Annotated in this window: 25 protein-coding genes, 1 tRNA gene and 1 pseudogene; 14 read left to right on the forward strand and 13 right to left on the reverse strand. The window is 70.5% G+C overall.

Features of this window, described 5'->3' with window-relative positions; genetic code table 11:
• Positions 1-85: 85 nt before the first annotated feature.
• On the reverse strand, positions 86-595 hold the full coding sequence (locus OG392_RS20010) for a hypothetical protein (RefSeq protein ID WP_329281289.1): 510 nt from the start codon (positions 593-595) through the stop codon (positions 86-88).
• Positions 596-663: 68 nt separating this feature from the next.
• On the opposite strand from OG392_RS20010, the gene OG392_RS20015 reads away from it, so the two are divergent.
• Complete coding sequence (locus OG392_RS20015; protein ID WP_329281291.1) at positions 664-1,131, forward strand: GNAT family N-acetyltransferase; 468 nt, start codon at positions 664-666, stop codon at positions 1,129-1,131.
• A gap of 63 nt (positions 1,132-1,194) precedes the next feature.
• Here the strand turns inward: OG392_RS20015 and OG392_RS20020 are convergent, their stop codons facing one another.
• Positions 1,195-1,353 carry a hypothetical protein gene (locus tag OG392_RS20020; RefSeq protein ID WP_329281293.1) on the reverse strand — a complete coding sequence of 53 codons (159 nt, stop codon included), beginning with the start codon at positions 1,351-1,353 and terminating at the stop codon, positions 1,195-1,197.
• A gap of 90 nt (positions 1,354-1,443) precedes the next feature.
• Complete coding sequence (phoU, locus tag OG392_RS20025; protein WP_030323218.1) at positions 1,444-2,124, reverse strand: phosphate signaling complex protein PhoU; 681 nt, start codon at positions 2,122-2,124, stop codon at positions 1,444-1,446.
• Positions 2,125-2,389: 265 nt separating this feature from the next.
• Between phoU and OG392_RS20030 the strand changes: the two genes are divergently transcribed.
• Both OG392_RS20030 and OG392_RS20035 read left to right on the forward strand, forming a co-directional pair.
• Positions 2,390-3,619, forward strand: a complete 1,230-nt coding sequence (locus tag OG392_RS20030) for a sensor histidine kinase (protein ID WP_329281296.1) — start codon at positions 2,390-2,392, stop codon at positions 3,617-3,619.
• On the forward strand, positions 3,616-4,296 hold the full coding sequence (locus OG392_RS20035) for a response regulator transcription factor (protein ID WP_015035162.1): 681 nt from the start codon (positions 3,616-3,618) through the stop codon (positions 4,294-4,296). Before OG392_RS20030 ends, OG392_RS20035 begins: the two co-directional genes overlap by 4 nt.
• Before the next feature lie 206 nt (positions 4,297-4,502).
• On the opposite strand, the gene OG392_RS20040 is transcribed toward OG392_RS20035, so the two are convergent.
• Positions 4,503-5,141 (reverse strand): DUF461 domain-containing protein, encoded by a 639-nt coding sequence (locus OG392_RS20040; protein ID WP_329281301.1) that lies wholly within the window; start codon positions 5,139-5,141, stop codon positions 4,503-4,505.
• A 672-nt stretch (positions 5,142-5,813) separates the two neighbouring features.
• Between OG392_RS20040 and OG392_RS20045 the strand changes: the two genes are divergently transcribed.
• From OG392_RS20045 to rlmB, 5 genes are all read left to right on the forward strand, one after another.
• Positions 5,814-6,296 (forward strand): CarD family transcriptional regulator, encoded by a 483-nt coding sequence (locus OG392_RS20045; protein ID WP_003953493.1) that lies wholly within the window; start codon positions 5,814-5,816, stop codon positions 6,294-6,296.
• 373 nt (positions 6,297-6,669) lie between these two features.
• Positions 6,670-7,419 (forward strand): 2-C-methyl-D-erythritol 4-phosphate cytidylyltransferase, encoded by a 750-nt coding sequence (gene ispD / locus OG392_RS20050; protein ID WP_329281303.1) that lies wholly within the window; start codon positions 6,670-6,672, stop codon positions 7,417-7,419.
• Complete coding sequence (ispF, locus tag OG392_RS20055) at positions 7,409-7,927, forward strand: 2-C-methyl-D-erythritol 2,4-cyclodiphosphate synthase (protein ID WP_329281305.1); 519 nt, start codon at positions 7,409-7,411, stop codon at positions 7,925-7,927. Before ispD ends, ispF begins: the two co-directional genes overlap by 11 nt.
• Before the next feature lie 124 nt (positions 7,928-8,051).
• Complete coding sequence (gene cysS, locus OG392_RS20060; RefSeq protein ID WP_329281307.1) at positions 8,052-9,449, forward strand: cysteine--tRNA ligase; 1,398 nt, start codon at positions 8,052-8,054, stop codon at positions 9,447-9,449.
• Between the two features lie 100 nt (positions 9,450-9,549).
• Entirely contained in the window at positions 9,550-10,509 is a 960-nt protein-coding gene (gene rlmB, locus OG392_RS20065) for a 23S rRNA (guanosine(2251)-2'-O)-methyltransferase RlmB (RefSeq protein ID WP_329281309.1), read from the forward strand.
• Between the two features lie 185 nt (positions 10,510-10,694).
• Here rlmB and OG392_RS20070 read toward each other — a convergent pair whose 3' ends face one another.
• Entirely contained in the window at positions 10,695-11,327 is a 633-nt protein-coding gene (locus tag OG392_RS20070; RefSeq protein WP_329281311.1) for an NUDIX hydrolase, read from the reverse strand.
• 37 nt (positions 11,328-11,364) lie between these two features.
• On the reverse strand, positions 11,365-13,047 hold the full coding sequence (locus OG392_RS20075) for a hypothetical protein (RefSeq protein WP_329281314.1): 1,683 nt from the start codon (positions 13,045-13,047) through the stop codon (positions 11,365-11,367).
• Positions 13,048-13,207: 160 nt separating this feature from the next.
• On the opposite strand from OG392_RS20075, the gene OG392_RS20080 reads away from it, so the two are divergent.
• Positions 13,208-14,809, forward strand: a complete 1,602-nt coding sequence (locus OG392_RS20080) for a DoxX family membrane protein (RefSeq protein ID WP_329281315.1) — start codon at positions 13,208-13,210, stop codon at positions 14,807-14,809.
• 108 nt (positions 14,810-14,917) lie between these two features.
• Here OG392_RS20080 and OG392_RS20085 read toward each other — a convergent pair whose 3' ends face one another.
• From OG392_RS20085 to OG392_RS20095, 3 genes are all read right to left on the reverse strand, one after another.
• Positions 14,918-15,634 carry a nucleotidyltransferase family protein gene (locus OG392_RS20085; RefSeq protein WP_329281317.1) on the reverse strand — a complete coding sequence of 239 codons (717 nt, stop codon included), beginning with the start codon at positions 15,632-15,634 and terminating at the stop codon, positions 14,918-14,920.
• An 80-nt stretch (positions 15,635-15,714) separates the two neighbouring features.
• Entirely contained in the window at positions 15,715-16,125 is a 411-nt protein-coding gene (locus tag OG392_RS20090) for a hypothetical protein (RefSeq protein WP_329281319.1), read from the reverse strand.
• 293 nt (positions 16,126-16,418) lie between these two features.
• Positions 16,419-17,516, reverse strand: a complete 1,098-nt coding sequence (locus OG392_RS20095; RefSeq protein ID WP_329281321.1) for an ABC transporter ATP-binding protein — start codon at positions 17,514-17,516, stop codon at positions 16,419-16,421.
• Between the two features lie 182 nt (positions 17,517-17,698).
• On the opposite strand from OG392_RS20095, the gene OG392_RS20100 reads away from it, so the two are divergent.
• Both OG392_RS20100 and OG392_RS20105 read left to right on the forward strand, forming a co-directional pair.
• Positions 17,699-17,775 (forward strand) — tRNA-Thr (locus tag OG392_RS20100).
• 152 nt (positions 17,776-17,927) lie between these two features.
• Positions 17,928-18,380: a hypothetical protein gene (locus OG392_RS20105; RefSeq protein WP_329281323.1), complete on the forward strand. Its 453-nt coding sequence runs from the start codon at positions 17,928-17,930 to the stop codon at positions 18,378-18,380.
• A 71-nt stretch (positions 18,381-18,451) separates the two neighbouring features.
• On the opposite strand, the pseudogene OG392_RS20110 reads toward OG392_RS20105, so the two are convergent.
• Both OG392_RS20110 and OG392_RS20115 read right to left on the reverse strand, forming a co-directional pair.
• Positions 18,452-18,808, reverse strand: a pseudogene (locus OG392_RS20110) (tyrosine-type recombinase/integrase); the annotation flags it as partial.
• 557 nt (positions 18,809-19,365) lie between these two features.
• Positions 19,366-19,671, reverse strand: a complete 306-nt coding sequence (locus OG392_RS20115; protein WP_329281326.1) for a hypothetical protein — start codon at positions 19,669-19,671, stop codon at positions 19,366-19,368.
• 320 nt (positions 19,672-19,991) lie between these two features.
• Here OG392_RS20115 and OG392_RS20120 point away from each other — a divergent pair, with 320 nt between their 5' ends.
• Positions 19,992-20,165: a hypothetical protein gene (locus OG392_RS20120; RefSeq protein WP_329281328.1), complete on the forward strand. Its 174-nt coding sequence runs from the start codon at positions 19,992-19,994 to the stop codon at positions 20,163-20,165.
• Between the two features lie 108 nt (positions 20,166-20,273).
• On the opposite strand, the gene OG392_RS20125 is transcribed toward OG392_RS20120, so the two are convergent.
• The gene (locus OG392_RS20125) at positions 20,274-20,906 is read right to left on the reverse strand and encodes a hypothetical protein (protein ID WP_329281330.1); all 633 of its coding nucleotides are present in this window, start codon (positions 20,904-20,906) and stop codon (positions 20,274-20,276) included.
• A 429-nt stretch (positions 20,907-21,335) separates the two neighbouring features.
• On the opposite strand from OG392_RS20125, the gene OG392_RS20130 reads away from it, so the two are divergent.
• Positions 21,336-21,920 (forward strand): hypothetical protein, encoded by a 585-nt coding sequence (locus OG392_RS20130; protein WP_329281332.1) that lies wholly within the window; start codon positions 21,336-21,338, stop codon positions 21,918-21,920.
• 451 nt (positions 21,921-22,371) lie between these two features.
• Positions 22,372-23,361, forward strand: coding sequence for a quinone oxidoreductase family protein (locus OG392_RS20135; protein WP_329281334.1), 990 nt, complete (start codon positions 22,372-22,374; stop codon positions 23,359-23,361).
• Between the two features lie 13 nt (positions 23,362-23,374).
• Here the strand turns inward: OG392_RS20135 and OG392_RS20140 are convergent, their stop codons facing one another.
• The gene (locus OG392_RS20140) at positions 23,375-23,668 is read right to left on the reverse strand and encodes a hypothetical protein (protein WP_329281336.1); all 294 of its coding nucleotides are present in this window, start codon (positions 23,666-23,668) and stop codon (positions 23,375-23,377) included.
• Positions 23,669-23,824: the final 156 nt, after the last annotated feature.

Below are 23,824 nucleotides of genomic sequence, written 5' to 3' on the forward strand. Positions count from 1 at the left end.
CACCGTGCGGAGGGGGCCCTGTCCGTCGGCTTCGGCGGCCGGCTCCGGAGCGCCGGATTCGGAGCGCCGGCCCCGTAGCCCCCGCTCAGAAGGCCTCGCACGCCTTCTCGCGGAACTCGTCCGTCGTGACCGTCCTGATCTCGTCCCCCCGCTCGTACCGCACCCGCCCCGGTACGAGTGCCTCCAGGTCCGCCGTCGTGAAGGAGACGCGCGCCGCGGCCCAGGAGCTGTCCTCGGTCCAGCCGTACAGCGCGTACCGCTGCCCCGGGACCAGTCGACCCGGGGTCTCCTCCGCTGTCCAGCCGTCGGCGGGCGCGGTCAGCGACCAGCTCGTGAAGCCGGTGACCGGGGCGTCGTGGCGCCAGTACCCCTCGTTCTCCGGGGTTCCGGAGGTGTCACCGCCGTCGGGGTGGAGCGTCGCCCCGTCGACGTGGTCGTGGCACATCACGATCACCCCGACCGGCGAGCCGTCCGCCGCCACCGTCACGCCGGCCAGGCCCGCGAGCGGCACGGTGCAGCCCGAGAGCACGGTCGCGGCCACGGCCGCGAAGGCGGTGAGCAGCAAGGGGCGTGGGAAGCGGCGCGAGGCGGACATGGGCCCATTCTGGCGTGCGCACGTAAATTCGCGGGCCGAACGCGTACGTTCTCGCTAGCCTCCGCGCCATGAGTACGTCGCTCCGCCTGGAGAAGGTCACCCCCGACACGATCGACGCCGCCCTCGGCCTGCGCGTCCATCCGCATCAGGAGCAGAACGTCGCCCCCGTCGCGCGCTCCCTCGCCGAGGCCTACGCCTTCGGGGAGGCCGCCTGGCCGCGACTGATCTTCGACGGCGACGAGCTCGTCGGCTTCCTGATGGCCTTCCTCGACCTCCCGTGGGACGCGAAGAAGGACCCCACCGACCGGCGCAGCGGTCTCTGGCGTCTCAACATCGCCGCCGAGGGGCAGGGCAAGGGGTACGGCCGCTTCGCCGTCGAAGCCGTCCGCGACGAGCTGCGCCGGCGCGGCGCCCCGCGGCTGTACGTCACCTGGGAACCCGGCGACAACGGCCCCGGCGCCTTCTACGACCGGCTCGGTTTCCGTACGACGGGGGAGACCAGCGGCGACCAGATCGTCGGCGTGCTGGACGTCTAGCCGGACGCAGTGGAAGAGGGGGTGGGGTGCGGACGCCGCACCCCACCCCCTCCGCGCATCCGATCAGCCCGAGCAGCCGCCGCACTGGCACGGGCCGCCCGACTGGCAGCCGCAGCCGCAGCCCGAGCCGCACCCGCAGGCGCCCAGGAGGGGCAGACGCACCGCGGTGCGCGGTGCCTCCGCCCCGGATTCGGTCACGGTCGTGTCGGGGGATTCGGCCATGGGGGTCCCTCCCTTTCGAGGCGCACATCGCCTCCCCCCATTGCATGCCCACCCGGACCGGCGCATCAACGGCGCATCGGCGCCCGCCCGCTACGCGCCCTCGACCGGGGCGTCCGCCGCCTGGAGCTCGTCCGCGTGCTCACCCGTCACCAGGTACACCACACGCTTCGCCACCGACACCGCGTGGTCGGCGAACCGCTCGTAGTAGCGGCCGAGCAGCGTCACGTCGACCGCCGTCTCGATGCCGTGCTTCCAGCGGTCGTCGATCAGGTGCTGGAACAGCGTCCGGTGCAGCAGGTCCATCTCGTCGTCGTCCTGCTCCAGCTGGAGCGCCAGGTCGACGTCCTTCGTGATGATGACCTCCGCCGCCTTCGCCATCAGGCGCTGCGCCAGCTGCCCCATCTCCAGGATGGTCGCGTGCAGGTCCCGCGGCACCGCCGACTCCGGGAACCGCAGCCGCGCCAGCTTCGCCACGTGCTGCGCCAGGTCGCCGGAGCGCTCCAGGTCGGCGCTCATCCGCAGCGAGGTGACCACTATCCGCAGATCCGTCGCCACCGGCTGCTGCCGCGCGAGCAGCGCGATGGCCCGGGCCTCCAGCTCGTGCTGGAGATCGTCGACCTTCTGGTCCGCAGCGATCACGCTCTCCGCGAGCTTGAGGTCCGCGTCGAGCATCGCCGTGGTGGCGCGCCCGACCGCCGACCCGACGAGTCGGGCCATCTCGACCAGGCTCTCGCCGATCGAGTCCAATTCCTCGTGGTACGCGTCCCGCATGGATGTCCCTCTCTACGCAATGCTCCGGGGTCCGGGTGGGGCTTCGGACCCCCACGCTCCCACGTTCGGCCCTCCACGCGTCCGGTTCCACCCCCTCACATGAACCGGCACCGTCCCCAAGGTGAACTCTGGGCGACGCACGCCACCGCGCCCCGCGGGGCAAGTGAACCGGCCCCGTCTTCACAGTGAACTCTGAGCGACGAGTGTTCGAGCAGCCACTCGTACGGCTGGGAGAGAGTCCTCGCACCCGCATAACCTGGGAGGCATGGACGTGAACGCGGCGGTCGCCGCATTGGCCGCGATCGCCGGCGTGTGCACCGGCGTGATCGCCATGCTGGCGTTCCGCTGGAGCGAGCGCGACCAGGCGAGACCCACCCGAACTTCCCTGCACACCGACGCCGTGCTCCCGCCCGGCGTCGACACCGTGCTGTCCGTGCTGCGCTCCTCCGCGGTCGTCCTCGACGAGAGCGACTCCGTGGTGAAGGCCAGCTCGGCAGCGTACGCGCTCGGCCTGGTCCGCGGCGGGAAACTGGCCGTCGAGCCCATGCTCAACATGGCCCGTGACACCCGCAGGGACGGAGAGATACGACAGGTCGAACTGGACCTGGCCGGGCGCGGCAGCGGACGCGGCGAGGCCCTCGCCGTCTCCGCCCGGGTCGCCCCGCTGGGCTCGCGCCTCGTACTGCTGCTGGTCGAGGACCTCACCGAGGCCCGTCGTATCGAGGCGGTACGGCGCGACTTCGTCGCCAACGTGAGCCATGAGCTCAAGACCCCGACGGGCGCGCTCTCCCTGCTCTCCGAGGCGGTCATGGACGCCTCGGACGACCCCGAGGCGGTCACCCGCTTCGCCGGCCGCATGCAGATAGAGGCGACCCGCCTGACCAACCTCGTCCAGGAGCTCATCGACCTCTCCCGCGTGCAGAACGACGACCCGCTGGAAGACTCCGAGCCCGTGTCCGTGGACGAACTCGTCGCCGAGGCGATCGACCGCTCCCGGCAGCCCGCCTCCACCAAGCAGATCACCATGGTGTCGGGGGGTGCGGCCGACCTCCACGTCTGGGGCAGCCGCGGTCAGCTCGCCGCCGCCCTGGGTAACCTCGTGGAGAACGCCGTCAACTACTCACCGGCCCGTACGAGGGTGGGCATCGCCGCCCGCCACATCGCGGCGCCGGGCGGGGACCTCATCGAGATAGCGGTGACCGACCAGGGCATCGGCATCTCCGAGAGGGACCGCGAGCGCATCTTCGAGCGCTTCTACCGCGTCGACCCGGCCCGCTCCCGTGCCACCGGCGGCACGGGACTCGGCCTGGCCATCGTCAAGCACGTGGCCGCCTCCCACGGCGGAGAGGTCACCGTCTGGAGCACCGAGGGTCAGGGCTCCACCTTCACCTTGCGGCTGCCCGAGGCGGGCGCCGTACGGGACCGCCGACCCGCCTCGTCCCCCACCCCTGATCTCATGACCGAACCGCTTCCTGCCCCGGAGGTCCTTCCGTGACCCGAGTGCTTGTCGTCGAGGATGAGGAATCCTTCAGCGACGCCCTGTCCTACATGCTTCGCAAGGAGGGCTTCGAAGTCGCAGTAGCGGCGACCGGGCCCGACGGCCTCGACGAGTTCGAGCGCAACGGGGCCGACCTCGTCCTCCTCGACCTGATGCTTCCGGGGCTCCCCGGTACCGAGGTCTGCCGCCAGCTGCGCGGCCGCTCGAACGTCCCCGTCATCATGGTGACGGCCAAGGACAGCGAGATCGACAAGGTCGTCGGGCTGGAGATAGGAGCCGACGACTACGTGACGAAGCCCTTCTCCTCGCGGGAGCTGGTCGCCCGCATCCGCGCGGTGCTGCGCCGCCGCGGCGAGCCGGAGGAGGTCACCCCCGCGGCCCTGGAGGCCGGCCCGGTCCGTATGGACGTCGACCGCCACGTGGTGACGGTCGCGGGCGGCAAGGTCGACCTGCCCCTGAAGGAGTTCGACCTCCTGGAGATGCTGCTGCGCAACGCGGGCCGTGTGCTGACCCGTATGCAGCTCATCGACCGGGTCTGGGGCGCGGACTACGTCGGCGACACCAAGACCCTCGACGTCCACGTCAAGCGCCTCCGAGCCAAGATCGAGCCGGACCCGGGCGCCCCGCGCTACCTGGTCACGGTCCGAGGCCTGGGCTACAAGTTCGAGCCGTAGACCGTAGACGGTAAAGACCGCAGACGGTAAAGACCGCACACGGTAGAGACCGCAGGCCGTGGGCCCGTGGGCCCGTGGGCAGTGGCTGTGGACCGTGATCCGTGGCCCGCGGAGCCCTGGCCGTGCGCGGTGACCGTGTGGACCCGAGTACGTGAGAGGGGCGCCCCCAGGCGGGGGCGCCCCTCTCACGCATGCCGTACGTACGGTCAGTGGCCGGCCGCGTGGCTCGCCTCGCCCGACGGCTCGCCGGTGGCCTCGCCGCCGTGCTCGCCCTCGGCCTCGCCGGACGGCGTCGCGGTGGCGCTCGGCTCGGTGGCGGGGGGCGCCGGGATGATCGTCGGGCCGAAGTCCTTGAAGTAGCTCGTCGCCGGGACCACGAAGGCGCTCAGGCTCACGTCGCCGGTGCGGCTGAGCTTGAAGACGACCTGCTGCGCGTCGCCGTCGCGGGCGGACGCGCTGCCGTTCTCGATGACGGCGGAGGCGTTGCCCTCGCCGCCGATGACGACGGAGCCGTTGGCCGGGACGACGACCGGACCGGAGCCCGTGGCCGGCTTCAGCGTCACGGTGCCGTTGCTGCCCGGCAGGGTGATGGACTGGATCGTCTGGGGCAGCCGGCCGTTGTTGAAGACGGTGGCCGAGACGACGGCCGGGCCCTTGGCGATGTCCAGGGGCTGGGTGATCACCAGAGCGTTCTGGATCTTGACGTCGTCCACGGTGACGGCGGCGTTGTCCGGCTTGATGCCGAGCGTCTGCGCGTCGTTGCCCGCACCACAGGCGGACAGCGCGGCGATGGAGAAAACGATGGCGGTGGCGGCGAGGGCGCCGCGTCGAAGGCTGCGGCTCACGGCGGCGGCATCTCCTAGGACGTTCGGACTGGCTACGGACAGGCTTCGGACCGCTTCGGGACCGAAGACCAACTAAGGGTGTGTCAGCGCGCTCAGGTTACCGAGCCGCACTCTCCGTCCCGCACCCGACCCGCCCCTTACCGGCCACGGGGTCTCCCGGGGTGGTTCCGGGGCGGTTCCGGAATGGCCGCCGGATGGCCGCGCCGACCGCCTGCCGCTGACATCGCTCACCGGCCGCCGTGGCCGGATCACGACCCATTGACCTGTTGTTCACATAACCGCCTTGATCAATTCGAGGGCCGCCCCGCATTCACCGGAGCCGTACCTCCGGAAAATCCCGGACCGGCGTCAGCTGATCAATTACGGAATCGCCCCGTGATGCATCCGTACGGGTGGACGATCCTCGAACGGAGTACGGTGGGAAGGCCACGCCGAACCCGACAAAACGGGACATCAGGCCTCCTTCGGGAGGGTGCGGGTAGGTGTAACGTGCGCGTTTCTCTCCGTCCGCGCAGCCGCTCCGACCTGCGAATACCGCCTTCCGGAAGCCCTCCGCAGCACGATCGTGTTGCTGTTGTCAAGCCCCGAGATATGCCCTGACCTGCGAAAACGCCATTCAGAAGAAGCCGTATCCGTGTTACCCTGGATAGCCACGGAAGGGGTACCTGTCACATGACGTTCAAGGTTGGCGACACCGTGGTCTATCCCCATCACGGGGCCGCGCTGATCGAGGCCATCGAAACTCGCCAGATCAAAGGCGTGGACAAGACCTACTTGGTGCTCAAGGTCGCGCAGGGCGACCTGACGGTTCGTGTGCCGGCGGACAATGCGGAGTTCGTCGGTGTTCGCGACGTAGTCGGTCAGGACGGGCTGGACCGGGTCTTCGAGGTGCTGCGCGCGCCGTACGCCGAAGAGCCGACGAACTGGTCCCGTCGCTACAAGGCAAATCTCGAGAAGCTCGCCTCCGGCGATGTCATCAAGGTCGCCGAAGTAGTCCGCGACCTGTGGCGGCGTGAGCGCGAGCGCGGTCTCTCCGCCGGTGAGAAGCGCATGCTCGCCAAGGCCCGGCAGATTCTGGTCAGCGAGCTGGCCCTCGCGGAGAACACGAACGAGGACAAGGCCGAGGCTCTCCTCGACGAGGTCCTCGCGTCCTGAAGCGTGCTCTGAGGACATCTGAGCGCGCTACCAAGTGAAGCGATGCCGCGGTGCCCGCTGGCGTGCTGTGATCCACACAGTGCGGCCGCCGGGCACTGCGGCATTTCACGATCGCGGCGCTCACGCGCCGTGATCGCGGCGTCTCACGAGCGCCGGTGCACGACCGCGACAGCACGCATGTTCCTGTACGCACTTTCGCGTACGCGTGTTCATGTACGTATGCTCTCGTTCCCCCTGTTACGTCCGAACCCCTGTGCGCGGGCGTCAACGCCTCGACCGTCGTCACGGAAAGGGCCCGGTCAAGGCGGAGCGTCCGGCACGGTGAGGCCATACCCATGTCGGCCGCGGAAACAAACCTGCCGGAGTGCAACCGATGTCAGACGAAGCGCGTCCTCCTCGTACCGCCGTGGTGATTCCGGCTGCCGGACGGGGCGTACGCCTCGGTCCGGGCGCCCCCAAGGCGCTGCGCGCGCTGAACGGCACCCCCATGCTCATCCACGCCGTCCGCGCGATGGCCGCCTCCCGCGCGGTCTCGCTCGTGGTCGTGGTGGCACCCCCCGACGGCGCGGCCGAGGTCAAGAACCTCCTCGACGCCCACGCCCTCCCCGAGCGCACCGACTACCTCGTCGTCCCCGGCGGTGACACCCGCCAGGAGTCCGTCCACCTCGGACTCCAGGCGCTCCCCGAGGGCATCGGCACCGTCCTCGTCCACGACGCGGCCCGCCCGCTCGTCCCCGTCGACACCGTGGACGCGGTCATCGAGGCCGTACGGGGCGGCGCCGTCGCCGTCGTCCCCGCGCTGCCCCTCGCCGACACCGTCAAGGAGGTCGAACCGGCCGAGAAGCCGGGCGACCCCGAGCAGGTCGTCGCCACCCCGGTCCGGGCCCGGCTCCGCGCCGTCCAGACCCCCCAGGGCTTCGACCGCGACACCCTGGTCGACGCCCACGCCACCATCGCCCTCACCGGCGAGGGCGCCACCGACGACGCCGGTATGGTCGAGCGGCTCGGCGCGCCCGTCGTCGTCGTGCCCGGCCACGAGGAGGCCTTCAAGGTGACCCGCCCCCTCGACCTCGTCCTCGCCGAGGCCGTACTCGCCCGCAGGAGGGCCAACGATGGCTTCTGAGCCGATGGAACCGATGATCCTTCCCCGTACCGGCATCGGCACCGACGTCCACGCCTTCGAGGAGGGCCGCGAACTCTGGTGCGCCGGCCTCCTCTGGGACGCCTCCGCGAGCGACGGGTACGGCCTCGCCGGACACTCCGACGGTGACGTCGCCGCGCACGCCGCCTGCGACGCGCTCTTCTCCGCCGCCGGCATCGGCGACCTCGGCGCCCACTTCGGCACCTCCCGCCCCGAGTACGCCGGCGCCTCCGGCGTCACGCTGCTCGCGGAGGCCGCCCGGATCGTCCGCGCCGAGGGATACGAGATCGGCAACATCGCCGTCCAGGTCATCGGCGTCCGCCCCAAGGTCGGCAAGCGGCGCGACGAGGCGCAGAAGGCGCTGAGCGAGGCGGCCGGCGCGCCGGTCTCCGTCTCCGGCACCACGACGGACGGCCTGGGTCTGACGGGCCGGGCGGAGGGCCTCGCGGCCCTCGCGACGGCCCTCGTGTACCCGGTGCCCCGCGCGTAACCGCGCCCCGGAGCGTCGGTCGTCACGTTCACCGGTACCGGCATCCACCGGTACCGGTGAAAAACGTCATCGGAGACGGCGAACAGGTATCGGGGCACTACCACACGCCCACTACCCTGGAGTGGTGACTATTCGCCTGTACGACACCAGCGCCCGGCAGATCCGTGACTTCACCCCGCTCACGCCGGGCCAGGTCTCGATCTACCTCTGTGGTGCCACCGTCCAGGCGGCCCCGCACATCGGCCACATCCGGTCGGGGCTGAACTTCGACATCATGCGCCGCTGGTTCGCGTACCGCGGCTACGACGTCACGTTCATCCGCAACGTCACCGACATCGACGACAAGATCATCAGGAAGGGCGCCGAGCAGGGCCGCCCCTGGTGGTCCATCGGCTACGACAACGAGCGCGCGTTCAACGCGGGCTACGACGCCCTCGGTTGCCTGCCGCCGACGTACGAGCCCCGCGCCACCGGGCACGTCCCCGAGATGATCGAGATGATGCGCGGCCTCATCGAGCGCGGCCACGCGTACGAGGCCGACGGCAGCGTCTACTTCGACGTGCGGTCCTTCCCGGGCTACCTGCAGCTGTCCAACCAGGACATCGACGACCTCCGTCAGCCCGACGAGGGCGTCTCCGGCAAGCGTGACCCGCGCGACTTCGCCATGTGGAAGGCCACCAAGCCGGGCGAGCCCGACTGGGAGACCCCGTGGGGCCGCGGCCGTCCCGGCTGGCACCTGGAGTGCTCGGCGATGGCCCACAAGTACCTGGGCTCCGCCTTCGACATCCACGGCGGCGGTCTCGACCTGATCTTCCCGCACCACGAGAACGAGATCGCCCAGGCCAAGGCCTTCGGCGACGACTTCGCCTCGTACTGGGTGCACAACGCCTGGGTCACCATGGCCGGCGAGAAGATGTCGAAGTCGCTCGGCAACAGCGTGCTGGTGTCCGAGATGGTGAAGAACTCGCGCCCCGTCGTCCTGCGCTACTACCTGGGCACCCCGCACTACCGCTCGATGATCGAGTACAGCGAGGAGTCCCTGCAGGAGGCCGAGTCGGCGTTCGCCCGGATCGAGGGCTTCGTCCAGCGCGCCACCGAGAAGGCGGGGAAGGACATCGCCCCCGCCGCCGAGGTGCCGCCGGCCTTCGCCGAGGCCATGGACGACGACCTGGGCGTGCCGCACGCGCTCGCGATCATCCACACCACCGTCCGTCAGGGCAACAGCGCCCTCGCCGCGGACGACAAGGACGAGGCCATCGCCCGCCTCGCCGAGGTCCGGGCCATGCTCGGCGTCCTCGGCCTGGACCCGCTCGACCCGCACTGGGCCGAGGAGACCGGTGGCGGCGACGAGCTCCACGGCGCCGTCGACACCCTCGTACGGCTCGTGCTCCAGCAGCGCGAGTCGGCGCGCGAGCGCAAGGACTGGGCGACCGCGGACGCGATCCGCGACCAGCTCAACCAGTCCGGCCTCGCCATCGAGGACAGCCCCGACGGCCCCCGCTGGACGCTGGGCAACCGTTAGAAGACGTGCCGCTCGGACCTCCGGGCGGCACACTTCAGTTACAGACCTTGTACGAGGGCCGAGTACGCCTCCGTACGCAACACCCAGGATGAGAGTAGTCATGGCCGGGAACAGCCAGCGCAGGAACCGTCGCACGTCCAACAAGAAGGGTGCGACGATCGGCAGCGGTGGCCAGCGGCGCAAGGGCCTCGAAGGCAAGGGCCCGACCCCCAAGGCCGAGGCCCGCAAGGGCCACAAGGCATTCCGCGTCAACAACGCGATGGCCCGGAACGCGGCCAAGCGCAAGCCCGTCGTCCGCCGCGGCGGCAAGGGCCAGTCCGAGATGGTCGTCGGCCGCAACCCGGTCTACGAGGCCCTGCGCGACGGCGTGCCCGCCTCGACGCTGTACGTGCAGCAGTTCATCGACAACGACGAGCGCGTGCGCGAGGCCCTGAACCTCGCCACCGGCCGCGGCAACATCAACATCATGGAGGCGCCGCGCCCCGAGCTCGACCGGATGACGAACGGCCTGAACCACCAGGGTCTCGTCCTCCAGGTCCCGCCGTACGAGTACGCGCACCCCGAGGACCTCGTCACGGCCGCGTTCGACGACCACGACGACCCGCTGATCGTCGCCCTCGACGGCGTCACCGACCCGCGGAACCTCGGCGCCGTCGTCCGCTCCGTCTCCGCCTTCGGCGGCCACGGTGTCGTCGTCCCCGAGCGGCGCGCCGCCGGCATGACCGCCGGTGCGTGGAAGACCTCGGCCGGCACCGCCGCCCGTACCCCGGTCGCCCGCGCCACCAACCTGACGCGCTGCCTGGAGCAGTACCAGAAGGCCGGTGTCACGGTCGTCGGCCTCGCCGCCGACGGTGACCGCGAGGTGCACGAGCTGGAGGAGCTGGGCGGTCCGGTCGTCATCGTCGTCGGCTCCGAGGGCAAGGGCCTGTCCCGCCTCGTCGGCGAGACCTGCGACTTCCTCGTCCGCATCCCGATGCCGGGCGGCGCCGAGTCGCTCAACGCCGGTGTCGCCGCCGGTGTCGTGCTCTACGAGGCGGCCCGCCGCCGGATGGCCCGCTGACACCGGTCGCGTAGCCCACGGGCCGGTAGCCCGTGGCCCACGGGCTCCGTAGCTCACGAGTCCCGCAGCTCACCGGCCCGGAGGACCACCGGGCCGGCGAGGACTCACCGGCAGGACACCCGCGCCCTCGCCTCCGTGCGCGGGCGCGCCCTCGCCTCCGCCCGCCACCGCGCCCTCCGCCCGCCTCAGGTCGTCAGGCCCGCGAGGCGGGCGCGGGTCATCGCGGCGATGGTGAAACCGTCCGTGATGCGGCCGTCGGCGATCATCCCCTCCGCCTCCGCGAAGGGGATCGTCAGCGCACTCCGGATGGCCTCCGCCTCCGCCAGCCGGCCGATCGCGTCGATCCGGGCCGCGAAGAGCAGGACACGGTCGCCCGTTATCCCGCTGTCCGGATGCAGCTCGCCCAGCGGGATCAGCTCCTCCACCCGCGCCCCGATCTCCTCGTCGAGCTCCTTCGCCGCGTTCGCCCGGCTCGACAGGCCCCGGGTGCCGAAGCCCCGCGGCAGCTCCCACTGCCAGGACCGGGTGGCGTGCCGGTAGTGCTCGATGAGCACGATCCGGTCGCCGAGCAGCGGCAGCACGACACAGCCGGGCTCGGCCGTCACGCTCAGGGAGCGGATGTACGTGCCCTCCCGGCCGTCCGGGAAGCGCACCGGATCCCGGACGAGCAGGACGTACGGATCCTGGTAGAGCACCCCCCCGGCGGCCGCGACCGCGTCCGGGTCGGTCAGGATCTCGATGCCGCCCGGCTCGTTGCGGAACAGCTCCGGCCGTTCGGCGCGCAGCTGCTCGTAGCGGCGCGCGGGCTCCCTGCTCATGCGCGGACCCTGCCTTTCCCGGCCCCTGGCCGGCTCGTCACTGGTCGGGCTGGCACTGCTGGTCGGCCTGGCGGGGTACGCCGGGCAGCCGTCCCGTCTCGACGATCGGCCCTCCGTACGCCCCCCGGATCGCCTCCCAGTCACGCTTCAGGTTGCCCAGCCGCAGCGTCGGCAATGTCAGCGAGTGCCCGAGACCTCCGCGACGGCCCTTCGAGCCGCGGTCGCGGAACTCGAGCCGGATCGTCAGCGCCCCCGCGGCCGCCGTCAGCAGCTGGATCGACCCGGCGAGCAGCGACACCTCCTCGCCGCTCGTCACCTGGAGGGCGACCCCGCCCGCCTCGATGACCAGGACCGAGACGATGTCCCGGGCGAACCCGTTGCCGCTGCCGCTCGTCGCGCGCGCGGTCCGCAGCATCCGCGCGTGCCGCCGCGCCACCTCGGAGGTGCCCGCCGAGAACTCTTCGGGAGAGGGGATCCGCCCGTCCTCGAAGCCGCCGCGGACGAAGGCGTCGAGCGCGTCCACGTACGCCCGCCACTCCTCCTCCCGCCGCAGCCGGTTGATGTCGGCCAGCGAGAGACCGGCGTACGAGTTCGGCCCGTCCACCGCCCGGTGCAGCGAGTCCGCGAACAGATCGCGCAGCAGCCGGCCGATCGCCTCCGGGTCGTCGTCGCGGGGCCGCAGGTCGCTGCGCAGCTCCTGGAGCGTCGAGCGGGGCGGGGAGTCCGGCGGGGTGACCGGGATCAGCCCGCCGGCCCGGGGCACGCCCAGGCTGTAGAGCAGGTCGATCAGCTGCTTGGTGGGCACGATGTGATCGCCGTCGCGCAGCAGGTTCTCGTACGGGTCGGTGCCGGGCCGGGTGATGAACCGCTGGTAGAGCGCGTTACGGGTGATGTCCCGGTCGTTGTCCTGCTCACCGGCCCAGAAGTAGATGTCCTTGAGGACGCCCTCGCGCATCGACCGGGCCAGCTCCTCCGGGATGCCGAGGTCCTGGGCGAGCTGCGGCGCCCGCAGCCGGCGGAGGGAGGAGACGTGGGTGGAGAAGAAGTTGCCGACCTGGCCGGCCTTCTCGCCGTTGGCCTCGTCGTCCCAGTCGAAGCGGACGAGCGCGGGTTCGGCCTCCTCCGTCACGAGGCGGCGCCAGGCGTGTCCGACCGCCCGGTCGTGGGCCCAGGTGAAGTCCGCGGCGGGTTCCCGCTCCGTGTACAGGTACGGGATCAGCACCCGGTCGTTCAGGAGCCGCACGAACGCGTCCCGCTCCACCGGGTCGGCGGACGGCAGGTAGTTCGTGTACAGCGCCTCGTTGTTGAGGAGGAACGCGCGGTTGACCACCAGGGTGCCGCTGTTCACAAGTGAGCGGCGCAGTTCCGCGGAGGCGGCCTCGACCGCCTCCACGGGCGGTCTGGCCGGCGCGGAGGCGTGCTGGCGGGCGCCCGCGAGTCCGGCGGGCAGCCACTGGTTGTCGAGGGCTTGTGCCATCACCGGATAGTCGTGGAGATCGCCGAAGACCAGCTGGTGGGGCTCCCGTTCGGGACCGGCGGGAGGCGCGGCGGCTCGTACGGGACCGGCCTGAGGGGTGGCGTCCCGTGAGGGACGGCTCGGAGCTCCGGTCGCGGAGGTCGCGGCGGGTGCGGAATCCCCGGGAGAGCGGGGCTCGGGCACCCTGTCGAGCGCTGTGTCCGGGCCCTGCGCGGTCCCCGGCTGCGGGACGGGATCGTTCATGGCGGCGCTCCCTGTGCTCGTCCGGGTCAACTCATAAGATTCTAAGGAAGATTGACGATCAATAACCGAACGTCGGTTCCTCCGGCACCGTTGATCTTGACGGGTCTCGGACATTTGCGAGCCGTCAAGGCAGTGTCCTAAACCCAGATCACTCGGTTAGATGAGTGTGGACACCAGAACGCCCCGGCCGGGGTTCGACGATCAGCCCGCGTTGAGCATGGTCAAGGTGGATTCCGATCCCGCCCAGGTGATCGTGAACCACGCCAGCTTCCGGGTACGGCTCGCGCCTGCCCCGCAGCCGAAGATCGGCGCCCGCACCGCGGCCCTGTCCGGGGCGGGAGCGGGCGGACCGCGCCGTCGTCCCGTCGTATGGACCGGAAAGTCCTCGCCGGGCGCGACCGGCCTCCTCCAGGCCGTCCGCGAGTCCTCCGTCTCCACGCTCGAACCGGCGGTCGGCCGCGGCGGTCACGGCCGCCACGCGGGTCTGGACGGGGGCTCCACCCAGGCCATCCCGCGCATCGACGACACCATGCCCACCCCCGTGGTGACCGCCGACTCCGGCCCCCTGCTGCCGCCGATGCGCCGCGCCGAGGGCGCGTACGACGATCTGTACGAGCTCCGCCCCGAGAGCGGCGGACCCGGCTCGGCGACGTACGAGGACGAGACGGCCGAGGCACGCCCCGCGCAGCGCCACGGACAGGACACCGTCCGGCACGCCTACTACCCCGGCCGCCGGATGAACCTCGGCGTCGTCCTCCTCCCGCTCCGCGTCTTCCTCGGCTTCATCTCCATCTACGCGGGCATGGGCAAGCTCTGCGACCCCGTCTACTTCGACGGCGGCGAGCGCGGCTCCATGGTGAAGTGGCTCAACTCCCTGCACCCCTGGCCCCTCGCCGAACCCCTCCGCGACTTCGCCCTGCAGCACCCGGTCGGCGCCGGACTCACCGTCGCCTTCCTCCAGGTCGTCGTCGGCGTCCTCACCGTCCTCGGCCTCTGGCAGCGCGTCGCCGCCGTCGTCGGCGCCCTGCTCTCCGCCGCGCTGCTGCTCACGGTCAGCTGGAAGACCGTCCCGGTCTACGACTCCGCCGACATCATCTTCCTGGCCGCCTGGTCCCCGCTGATCATCGCCGGCGCCCCGGTCTACTCGATCGACGGCCGCCTCGCCGGAGAGGCCTGGCGCACCCTCGGCCCGCGCGCCGACCTGTGGGACCTGCGCCGCCGTGTCATCCGCCGCAGCAGCCTCGTCACCGCGGTCGTCGTCGGCCTCACCCTCCTCATCGGCTCCGTCCTCGGCGGCGCCGTCCGCTCCACCGAGATGGTCACCGTCCCGGGCCCCAACGACGACCCGATCAACCACCTCCCGGGCCGTCCGCTCCCCACCGAGCCGACGCGCCGCGCTCCCTCCAAGGCCGCGTCCACCGTGCCGGCGCCCGCCGCGACCAGCGAGGCCCCGGCGGAGCGCGAGGAGACGCGGGAGGCGACCAAGCCCACCGAGACCACCCGCGAGGCCACCCGTACGCAGCAGCGGCGCCCGACGGCCACGCAGGGCACGGGCACCGGTGGCGGCGGCAGCAGCCGTACGCCGACGCGGTCGAACCCGGAGCCCCCGCCGTCCACCAGCGACACCCCGAGCAGCACGGGCGGCAGCGCGTCGAGCGGCGGCTCCGGCGGCGGCTCCGGCGGCGGCTCGACGGGCACCCCGTCGGAGAGCGGCTCCACGTCGGGCGGGGCGAAGAATCCGATCGGCGGACTGCTGGGCTGAGAACGCCGGCAGGGACACGAAGGGGCGGCACCGCGCGAACGCGGTGCCGCCCCTTCGTGCGGAGCCGTACGGGTACGGGGGTGTCGGGGGTGTGCCGTCCCCGCTGTGTCATCCCCGCTGGGCGGCAAGCTCCTTGGCGGCCTCGGTGAGGTCCTTGGCGGTGTCGATGGCCCGCCAGTAGGCGCCCTGGGGCAGCGGGAAGCCGGCCAGCCGCTTCTCACGGGCGAGCCGGGGGAACGTGGTGCGCTCGTGGTCGCCCAGGTCCGGCAGGAGCTCCGTGAAGGCCGCGGAGAAGACGTACACGCCCGCGTTGATGAGGAACGGCGACGGCGGCGCCTCGATGAAGTCGGTGATGTGGCCGAAGGTGTCGGTCTCGACGGCGCCCCACGGGATGCGGGGGCGGGCCAGGGCGAGGGTGGCGACGGCGTCGCGCTCGTCGTGGAAGGCGGCCATCTCGCGCAGCGAGAACCGGGTCCAGATGTCGCCGTTGGTGGCGTACCAGGGCTGGTCCGGCGCGGGCAGACGCGCGGCGGCGTACTTCAGGCCTCCGCCGCGGCCCAGGGGCTCGGACTCGACGACCGTCGTCACCTTGAGGGGGAGGTCGGCGCCCTCCAGCCACTCCTGGAGCACTTCGGCGAGGTGGCCGCAGGAGACGACGGCGTCGGTCACGCCCTCGGCGGCAAGCCAGGAAAGCTGATGGCCGATGATCGGGGTCCCGGTGCCCGGGATCTCGACCATCGGCTTGGGGCGGTCGTCGGTGTACGGGCGGAGCCGTGAGCCCTGGCCGCCCGCCAGGACCACGGCCTGCGTCGGAGAGGTGTGCATACGGGGAACGATAGGCGCCCCGTACGTCCGGCGGTCGGACTCCCGACGGCCGGACGCGCGTCGTGGCTCAGCGTCGTCGCTCAGCTCGCGCGCATCACACCGGTGGCGTACGAGGTGTCGCAGACGGGACGGGAGAAGCCCTGGGCGCGGGAGGGGCCGTACTGCTCGACGGCGGCGCGGCCGAGGGAGCGGGCGATGGACATGCAGTGCTTGGCGAGGGAGGGCCGGTTCTCCACCTCGCGCTGGAGGTGGGTGAGGGCGACCCCGGGGTCCTTCTCCTGGAGCTCGGCGAGGAGCTGGTCGCGCAGAACGTCCTGCGGGGCACGGGACTTGGCCCGGACGGAGACCTCGGAGGAGGACGCCGTCAGCTGGGTCCCGGAGTCCTCGCCGGCCCACGGAACGGCGGACACCGCGAGCGTTCCCGAGAGCACCAGGACGACGGGCAGGACGAGGGCGAGAGAGCGGCCGATTCGGCGGGCAGTAGGCGTCACGCAGGCGAGCGTAGCGGCCGGTAGTGATATGGCGACATTTAGTCACTCTCGCGGGGGATGGTTCGAGGCGTCTTTTCGAATTCCGTGTTGACGCCGGGGGTGGGGGCGGGCCGGGAATGCCGGGGTTTTCGCCGGTAAACCCCCACGGGCCCCTCGGGATCCTCCATGAAGACGAACGACCCCGCATCCACGAGGGATACGGGGCCGTTCAGCCACACGTCCGGTCGGCTGGGAGTCAGCCTCCGGGGGCCGGCCGTCGAATTCCGATCGGCCGGCGCTCGGTCGGCCGGAGGTCAGTCGCTGAGGCGGGCACCGGTCGACGTCGAGAAGACGTGGAGCTCGGCGGCGCGCGGGACGACGTGCAGCGTGGTGCCCTTGGCGGGGACGTCACGGCCGCCGACGCGGACGACCAGGTCCTTGTCCTCGCCGCCGACGCGGGTGGAGCCGTACACGAAGCCGTCGGAGCCGAGCTCCTCGACGACGTTGACGGTGACGGCGAGGCCGTCCTTGCCGGTGGGGCCCTGCACGTCGAAGTGCTCGGGGCGGACGCCGACGGTGACGGTGGTGTCGCCGTTGGCGGAGGCGGCGGCGATGGCGTCACGGGAGACCGGGACGATGCTGTTGCCGAACTTGACGCCGCCGTCGGTGATCGGGACCTCGACCAGGTTCATGGCGGGGGAGCCGATGAAGCCGGCGACGAAGAGGTTGGCCGGCTTGTCGTACATGTTGCGCGGCGAGTCGACCTGCTGGAGCAGACCGTCCTTGAGGACGGCGACGCGGTCGCCCATGGTGAGGGCCTCGGTCTGGTCGTGGGTGACGTAGACCGTGGTGATGCCCAGACGGCGCTGGAGGCCGGCGATCTGCGTACGGGTCGAGACACGGAGCTTGGCGTCGAGGTTCGACAGCGGCTCGTCCATGAGGAAGACCTGCGGCTCACGCACGATGGCGCGACCCATGGCGACACGCTGACGCTGACCGCCGGAGAGCGCCTTCGGCTTGCGGTCGAGGTACTCGGTGAGGTCCAGGATCTTCGCGGCCTCTTCGACCTTGGCGCGGATCTCGGACTTGTTGACACCGGCGATCTTGAGCGCGAAGCCCATGTTGTCGGCGACGCTCATGTGCGGGTACAGCGCGTAGTTCTGGAACACCATCGCGATGTCCCGGTCCTTGGGCGGCAGGTGCGTGACGTCGCGGTCACCGATGCGGATGGAGCCGGCGTTGACGTCCTCGAGACCCGCGAGCATGCGCAGGGAGGTCGACTTGCCACAGCCGGAGGGCCCGACGAGGACGAGGAACTCGCCGTCGGCGATCTCGATGTCGAGCTGGTCGACGGAGGGCTTGGTGGCACCGGGGTACACCCGGGTCGCCTTGTCGAAAGTGACGGAAGCCATGGTGATGTGTCCCTTCACCGGCAGGAACGTGCCGGACGATCCGAGTAAAGGAAGGATTGAGGTCTAGTCCATCTGGATGAACTGCACGTGACGCTACCTGGCGCCACGGGATCTGTCAGCACTCCACCCGGGGTGAGATTTCCGACCGTCGCCGGGACGAGGTTGGTTACACTGCACTCGCTGCCTCCTTAGCTCAGCTGGCCAGAGCACCGCTCTTGTAAAGCGGGGGTCGTCGGTTCGAACCCGACAGGGGGCTCCAGGTAGGAAACGCGAAGACCCCCAACCGATCATGGTTGGGGGTCTTTGACATCTACGGGTTACATCAACGGCGTCGGTCGGCCGAGGACGGCCGCGAGCGCGTGGAGCGAAATGTGGATGCCGGCTCCCGGGCCTGGCAGGCAGGATCACACCATGTCGACCGATGTCAGCGGAATGATCGAGTGCCGACCGGGGGCCCGGCTGTGGGGCCCGGACGATGAGGACACCGTCTGGGAGGCGGGCATCGACCTCTTCCTGCTGAACAGGGGCAACGCCTACGACGGCCTTGCCTGTCTCTTCGGAATCCGCAACTCCTTCGGCTTCCGGCCGCTCGCCGAAGACCGTGGTTTCCCGGATGACGCGTCGGAAGGGCTGCGGCGTGAGTTCGCCGACTACGGCGGTCCCGAAGACGTGCACGGGACGACTTGGCTGACCTGGGCCGAGCTGTCTGCCACCGACTGGCAGGAGACGGACGCCACCGGCACGCGAAGCCGTGCGTCGGCCGCAGGCGCCGACACAGACTGGGGCCGAGTCTGGAGCGTCATGCGCATCCTCAGCGAAGTCCACGGCGCGGAGAACGTGCGTCTTGTCGTCTGGTTTCACTGACTCGGCCCCATGCTGACCATGGGGCCGAGTCAGATCGGCAACCAGCACACTCGGCCACAGGCGGAGCGGAGCTACGGGCGCCTTCGTTTGAGGAGCCGGTCCATGTGGCTGATCGCCTCGCGCTGGGTGTCCTGGACGACGTGGGTGTAGACGTCCATGGTCAGGCTGATCTGGCTGTGGCCGAGGATCTCCATGACGACGCGGGGCGCCACACCGGCAGCGGTGAGGAGCGTGGCGCAGCCGTGCCGGGCGTCGTGCAGGCGAATCTGGCGGAGGCCGGCGGTCTCGCTGACGCGGACGAAGGAGCGGTGGACGTTGCGTGGCTCGACGGGACGGCGGGTGCGGGTGGCGAAGACGTAGCCCGCGGTCGTCCACTCCGTACCGGCGGCTTCGTACGTCGCCTTCTGCCGCATCCGATGCCAGCGCAGGCCGACCAGCTCGCCGCGGCGCAGCCCCATGGCGATGGCGCGCGGCGCGGCGCCCGGGCCTGCGCTCCTGTCTGCGCCCCGTTCCAGCCCGGCCGTAGTCCGCACGCCTGCGGCTCGGGTTGATGGGCAGTCAATGCGCGCCTTCAAGCACGGCAACCGTCACATGGCACGCGTAGCCACGAGCGCTGCCGGCTGCGGCCAAGACGGGCAACCTAAAGACTGCCAGCGGCGAGGGAGGGGTGGCCCCTTCCGCACGGCCGGCCGACTGCCGGGCCTGAGTAGGCGCGGCGCCGTACCCCAGCCGTCACGGATGACGAGAGCGTGAGGCGACCGCACCACCGGGAAGGGGCGGGGAGCAGCTGCTGCCGCGATGCGGCGGGGGCCGGTGTGGTCGCTCCGCGGCGGTACCGGTGTCACCGTGGCCGATGAGCGTGTCGTCTGAACACCCGACCGTGCACGCTCCACGGTATGTAGGTCGACGGTAGACGGGACGGGAGTCAGGGCGAGTATCGACGACGGTGGGCAAACCGTGGCAGCTCCGCCCCAAAGCCGTCGACCTACTCCTGAATTGGCAGGTCCGGATGGGCGAACACGAAGAGCATGTACGCAACGGCGGCTGCCGTACCCACCGACGAGAGCGCCAGGCTTGTCAGAGGCTGCGCACGGCTGACGCCCTGTCGTGAGGCAGCGCGGTATTCGACGCCACCCAGGACGAGGCCCGTGAGGCCGAGCGGCAAGGCCAGAGCCCAGACGAGCATCCAGACCGGGCAGCAGAACCAGAACGCAACGGAGGCCGCACCGAAAACGACGGAACGGCTCACCCGCCCAGACCTGTCGCCGGCCGGATCATCAGAGTGGGTCATGCTCTGATCAAAGCAGCAGGGTAGGGAGGTTCAGCAGCCGCCCTGACGATCATCGTGTCCCTCGCGTGCCCGATCCGGCGGGAAGCCACGGGGAGCTTCAGGTAGTCACGGTGCCCAGACATGTAAGCGGCCCCCGGTCGAGTTGCCTGTTCAGGGGCCGTTCACCTGCGGTGGGTGTGGGATCTGAACCCACGGTGACTCGCGCCACGACGGTCTTCCAAACCGAACATCCAGCAGCTTCCAGGAGCCTGGTTGAGCCGTGGGGACGTCAGTGGTCTCACTGGGCCGTTACCGTACGGATCACTCACACTGGAGGTCACATGGCTGACTACGCCGCTCATGCACACAAGGCTCAGGAGTTGCTCGAAACGGTGGAGCGGGAGTCCAAGGGACGCCTGAGTGCTGAGACCCGCGTGCGGATGGCCCAGACCGAGGCGCTCCTTGCCCTCGCCGCTGCGATAGGCAAGCAGGAGTCAGGCACCACTCCTCGCTGAGGGTGGGTCCGCCAGCGTTGTTGTGACGCAGGCGCCCGGGCTCCGGGCGGGCGGTGTCGCCATCCCAGCGGCTGCACCCGTCCGGCGCACGGTCGAGGCCGGCTGTCGTCAGTTCCGTTGCGCGGGTCCGATGACCGTAAGTCCCACCTGGGCGGCAAGCCAGTGGGCGTATGGCTCTCTCCTCTGGTGACCGTCGATCAGGACGCTGCGGACGTGGACGAGGACGGTGTGATCGTCGGTGAGCTCGTCCGTGTAGCGGGTGTGCGTGTTGAAGAGAAGTGTGACTTCGGCGTGCTTGGACTCGCCGTGGAATCCCGCCCCGGGAGCGTCTGGCCACTGCAGTGAGTCCCAGTTGATCTCGCCTATGTTGGGACCGATCGCCGCGGTGAAAGCGTCCTCGACACTGCCGACCGGCCGGTCCGACACCTCCCACTCCACCGGTAGCCGCCCCTCGAACGCGGCCGCCTCGGCCGGCAGGTCGGCCGCCGTGACACCCACCACGAAAGGGGGCTGGTCCTCCAACGGCACCCCGTCGAATTCCTCCAGCTCGGACGCCCCGCGGAACCATCCCCCGGGCATGTTCTTCACCACCCGCCGCACTTCGGCGACAGAGGAGAACTCCGCGAACGCGGACACCCGGGAGTGCTCGCAGCGGCCGAACTCCATGAGGCGGCGCGCGGTGCTCAGGGCGAGTATCGGATCGGGGGTACGGAAGACGGGATATGCGACGTCGTTGGACATCCGTTGACTGTGCCACGGCCCGTCTCACAGGGCCTCGCAATAACAGCACGCCTGCTGGGGTCACGGATCAGGGCGTTCTGCCTCCCAGTCGGCCATGGGGTTCATCGTGCCGGCGAGCTCGCATGGCCGTGCCGCCTACGTGCCGGATGGCCCCGGATCGCTGGCCTTACGGGCCTGGCGGATCGTCTCGCCGAGCTTTCCGGCGATGTGCCGATCACGGTCGCTCGTCATGTGCTGGTAGATCAGCGCGGCCCGGGTCGTGCTGAGTACGAGCGCCAGTGCCAGGGCGGATTCGCAAGCCGTCTTCCCGGAGATACCGACTGCCAGATCCTCACGAGCGCCAACCAGGAGAGCCGGACCCGTCCGCAGAGGCCTTCGCGGCTCGGCCTTTCAGCGCCTCATGTCAGTACTCCACAGCAGAATGGACCTATGAGCGATGCGGCTTCGATTGCACTGATCACTGCGTTGTCAACGCTTGCTGGCGCCGGTATCACCAGTTGGCTCAGTCTGCTGACCAATCGTCACCAGTTCGGGCACCAGGAGAGGTTGACGAACAGAGAGCGAGATGAGGCCAGACGGGACCAGTACCGCACATCACGTAAGGAAGCGTACGTACAGTTCATCGATCAGGCAGTGCGGACCGCACACGCGATAGGTGCGATGGTCAAGCCGGAAGCCCGGGTCTCCGAGGAGGCTTACCTCGACGCCGCTGCACAAGCCGACGACAGACTGGCGGAGTTGTGGCCACTTCTTGCGCTGGTAACCATCGAAGGGCCTTCCGAGGTGGCCGACCTGGCGGACCGGGCCGCGAGCGCTCTCATGGCCGAAGGTGCGAAGGCCGGCAAGTTCCATCGTCACCCTGATTCGAAGGCAGAGTTCGTCGCAGCGTCGCGCGTCCGTTGGCAAGCACAACGCGACTTCGCACGGGCTGCTCGGGATACCGTCGCCATCCCTGCACAACCAGGCGGGAGCGAGTTGCCCGCACCGCCGCCTTCCCCCGAACTTGCGGCTTGACATCCCTTCCCGCGACGCCCTGACCGCGGCGCCGGAACGCGTATGTTCGCCGTCTCCGGGCGAGGAGCGGTGCGCGGTCGGCGCTGGCAGGTCATCTCCTGGCCATCGACGAAGCCCGACCGTCGGTTAGGTCCCGGACGAGTCTCCGGGCCGCCCCCAGACAGGCCGGGGATGCAACCATTCCCTTCAGAGCTGGAACCCCCGGAAGCCGACCGCGCGCTTGAGACCATAGAGGCCGGCACTGACAGCGGCTCTGTCCCGTGATCGGTCGTTGAGCGGTGAGTGCCTGACCGTGTGACGACGTCGGCGAACAGTGGCGGACGGGTGCCGCCCCGGGTGCCATGCAGGCGTCTCGGCTCTCGGCGGGGCGCCGGGGCCGCAGGGTGGTGCTTGCCGGGAATCGGATCGCCGTCGACGGGGTTGGTGGTGGGCGAGCCGATATTGGAGGGTCATGCGAGCGATCCAGGTGTACGAAGTGGGCGGTCCCGAGGTGCTGCAGGAGACCGAGGTGGACCAGCCGCGGCCGGGTCCGGGCGAGGCGGTCGTGGAGGTCGCCGCATCCGGGGTCAACTTCCTCGACGTCTACCACCGCGAAGGCCGGTACAGCCTCCCGCTGCCCTTCACCCCGGGCGCTGAGGGCGCCGGCACGGTCGTCGAAGTCGGACCCGGCGTCGCTGACGTGGCAGTCGGGGACCGGGTCGGCTGGGTGGAGATTCCCGGCACGTATGCCGAGCGGGCCGTCGTGGACTCCTCCCGGCTGGTGCCGCTGCCGGACGACATCGGCTTCGAGACAGCCGCTGCCGTGCTCCTCCAGGGCATGACCGCGCACTATCTCGTCAAGGACGCCTACCCGGTTCAGGGGGGCGACACGGTGCTCGTGCACGCGGCCGCCGGTGGCATGGGGCTGCTTCTGACCCAGCTCATCACCCATCTCGGCGGCAGGGTGATCGGTACGACGTCGACCACGGCGAAGGCCGAGCTGGCGAAGCGTGCCGGGGCCGCCGAGGTGATCCTCTCCTCCGCGGTCGACGATCTCGCAGCCGAGGTGAGGCGGCTCAACGGCGGTCAGGGACTGCCGGTCGTCTACGACGGCATCGGCGCGCACACCTTCGACGCGAGCCTCGCCAGCCTGCGAACCCGCGGCCATCTCGTGCTCTTCGGCGCGGCGAGTGGTGCCGTGCCGCCGTTCGATCCGATGCGGCTCGCCCACGGCGGTTCGCTGACCCTGATCCGGCCGAGCCTGGGGGACTTCATCGCCGATCGGTCCGAACTGCTCCGACGGGCGGCCGATGTGTTCGAGTGGGTGCGCTCCAAGGCGCTTGAGGTCACCGTGACGGGCCGCTACGCATTGTCCGAGGCCGCCCGGGCCCACAGCGATCTGGAGGCTCGGCGTACCACCGGCAAGCTGCTCGTCGTACCCGCTGCGGCGGCCTCTGCGTGACGGGCCGTTGCTTCTACCGCACCACGACGTTGTGCGCCGGAATGATCGTGGGCTGGACGTCGGCGTGGCCGAGGTCGGCCAGGACCGGGCCGAAGGTCTTCGCGTGGGCTTCGAGGGCCTCCGCGCTCTCCCAGACCTCCGTGACACGGAACCCTCCGTCGACCGGTCCCGCCGCGTGCGAGATGAGGCCCGGGTTCCGCACGTCCGCGAACCGCGTGAAGCCCCGTCCGTCGGTCACGCGGTCGATGACCGTGTCGTAGAGCTCCTGCCCGGCGCCCGGCAGGTCGAACGTCACGATGATGGCCATGCGGATGCTCCTTCTCGGTCCGCCGCTCGGGCTGCGGCGACGTCGGAGATCCTAGCGCTCGGTGATCGTGTGCGTGCACAGGGTGAGCGTGATGGTCTGTGCGACGGGGATTCTCAGCGCTGCCGTTGGGCGTTCGTGTGCTGAGGCGGTGGGTGG

Origin of the sequence: Streptomyces sp. NBC_00691 (genome assembly GCF_036226665.1) — a bacterium.
In the GTDB taxonomy this organism is placed as follows: Bacteria; Actinomycetota; Actinomycetes; order Streptomycetales; family Streptomycetaceae; genus Streptomyces.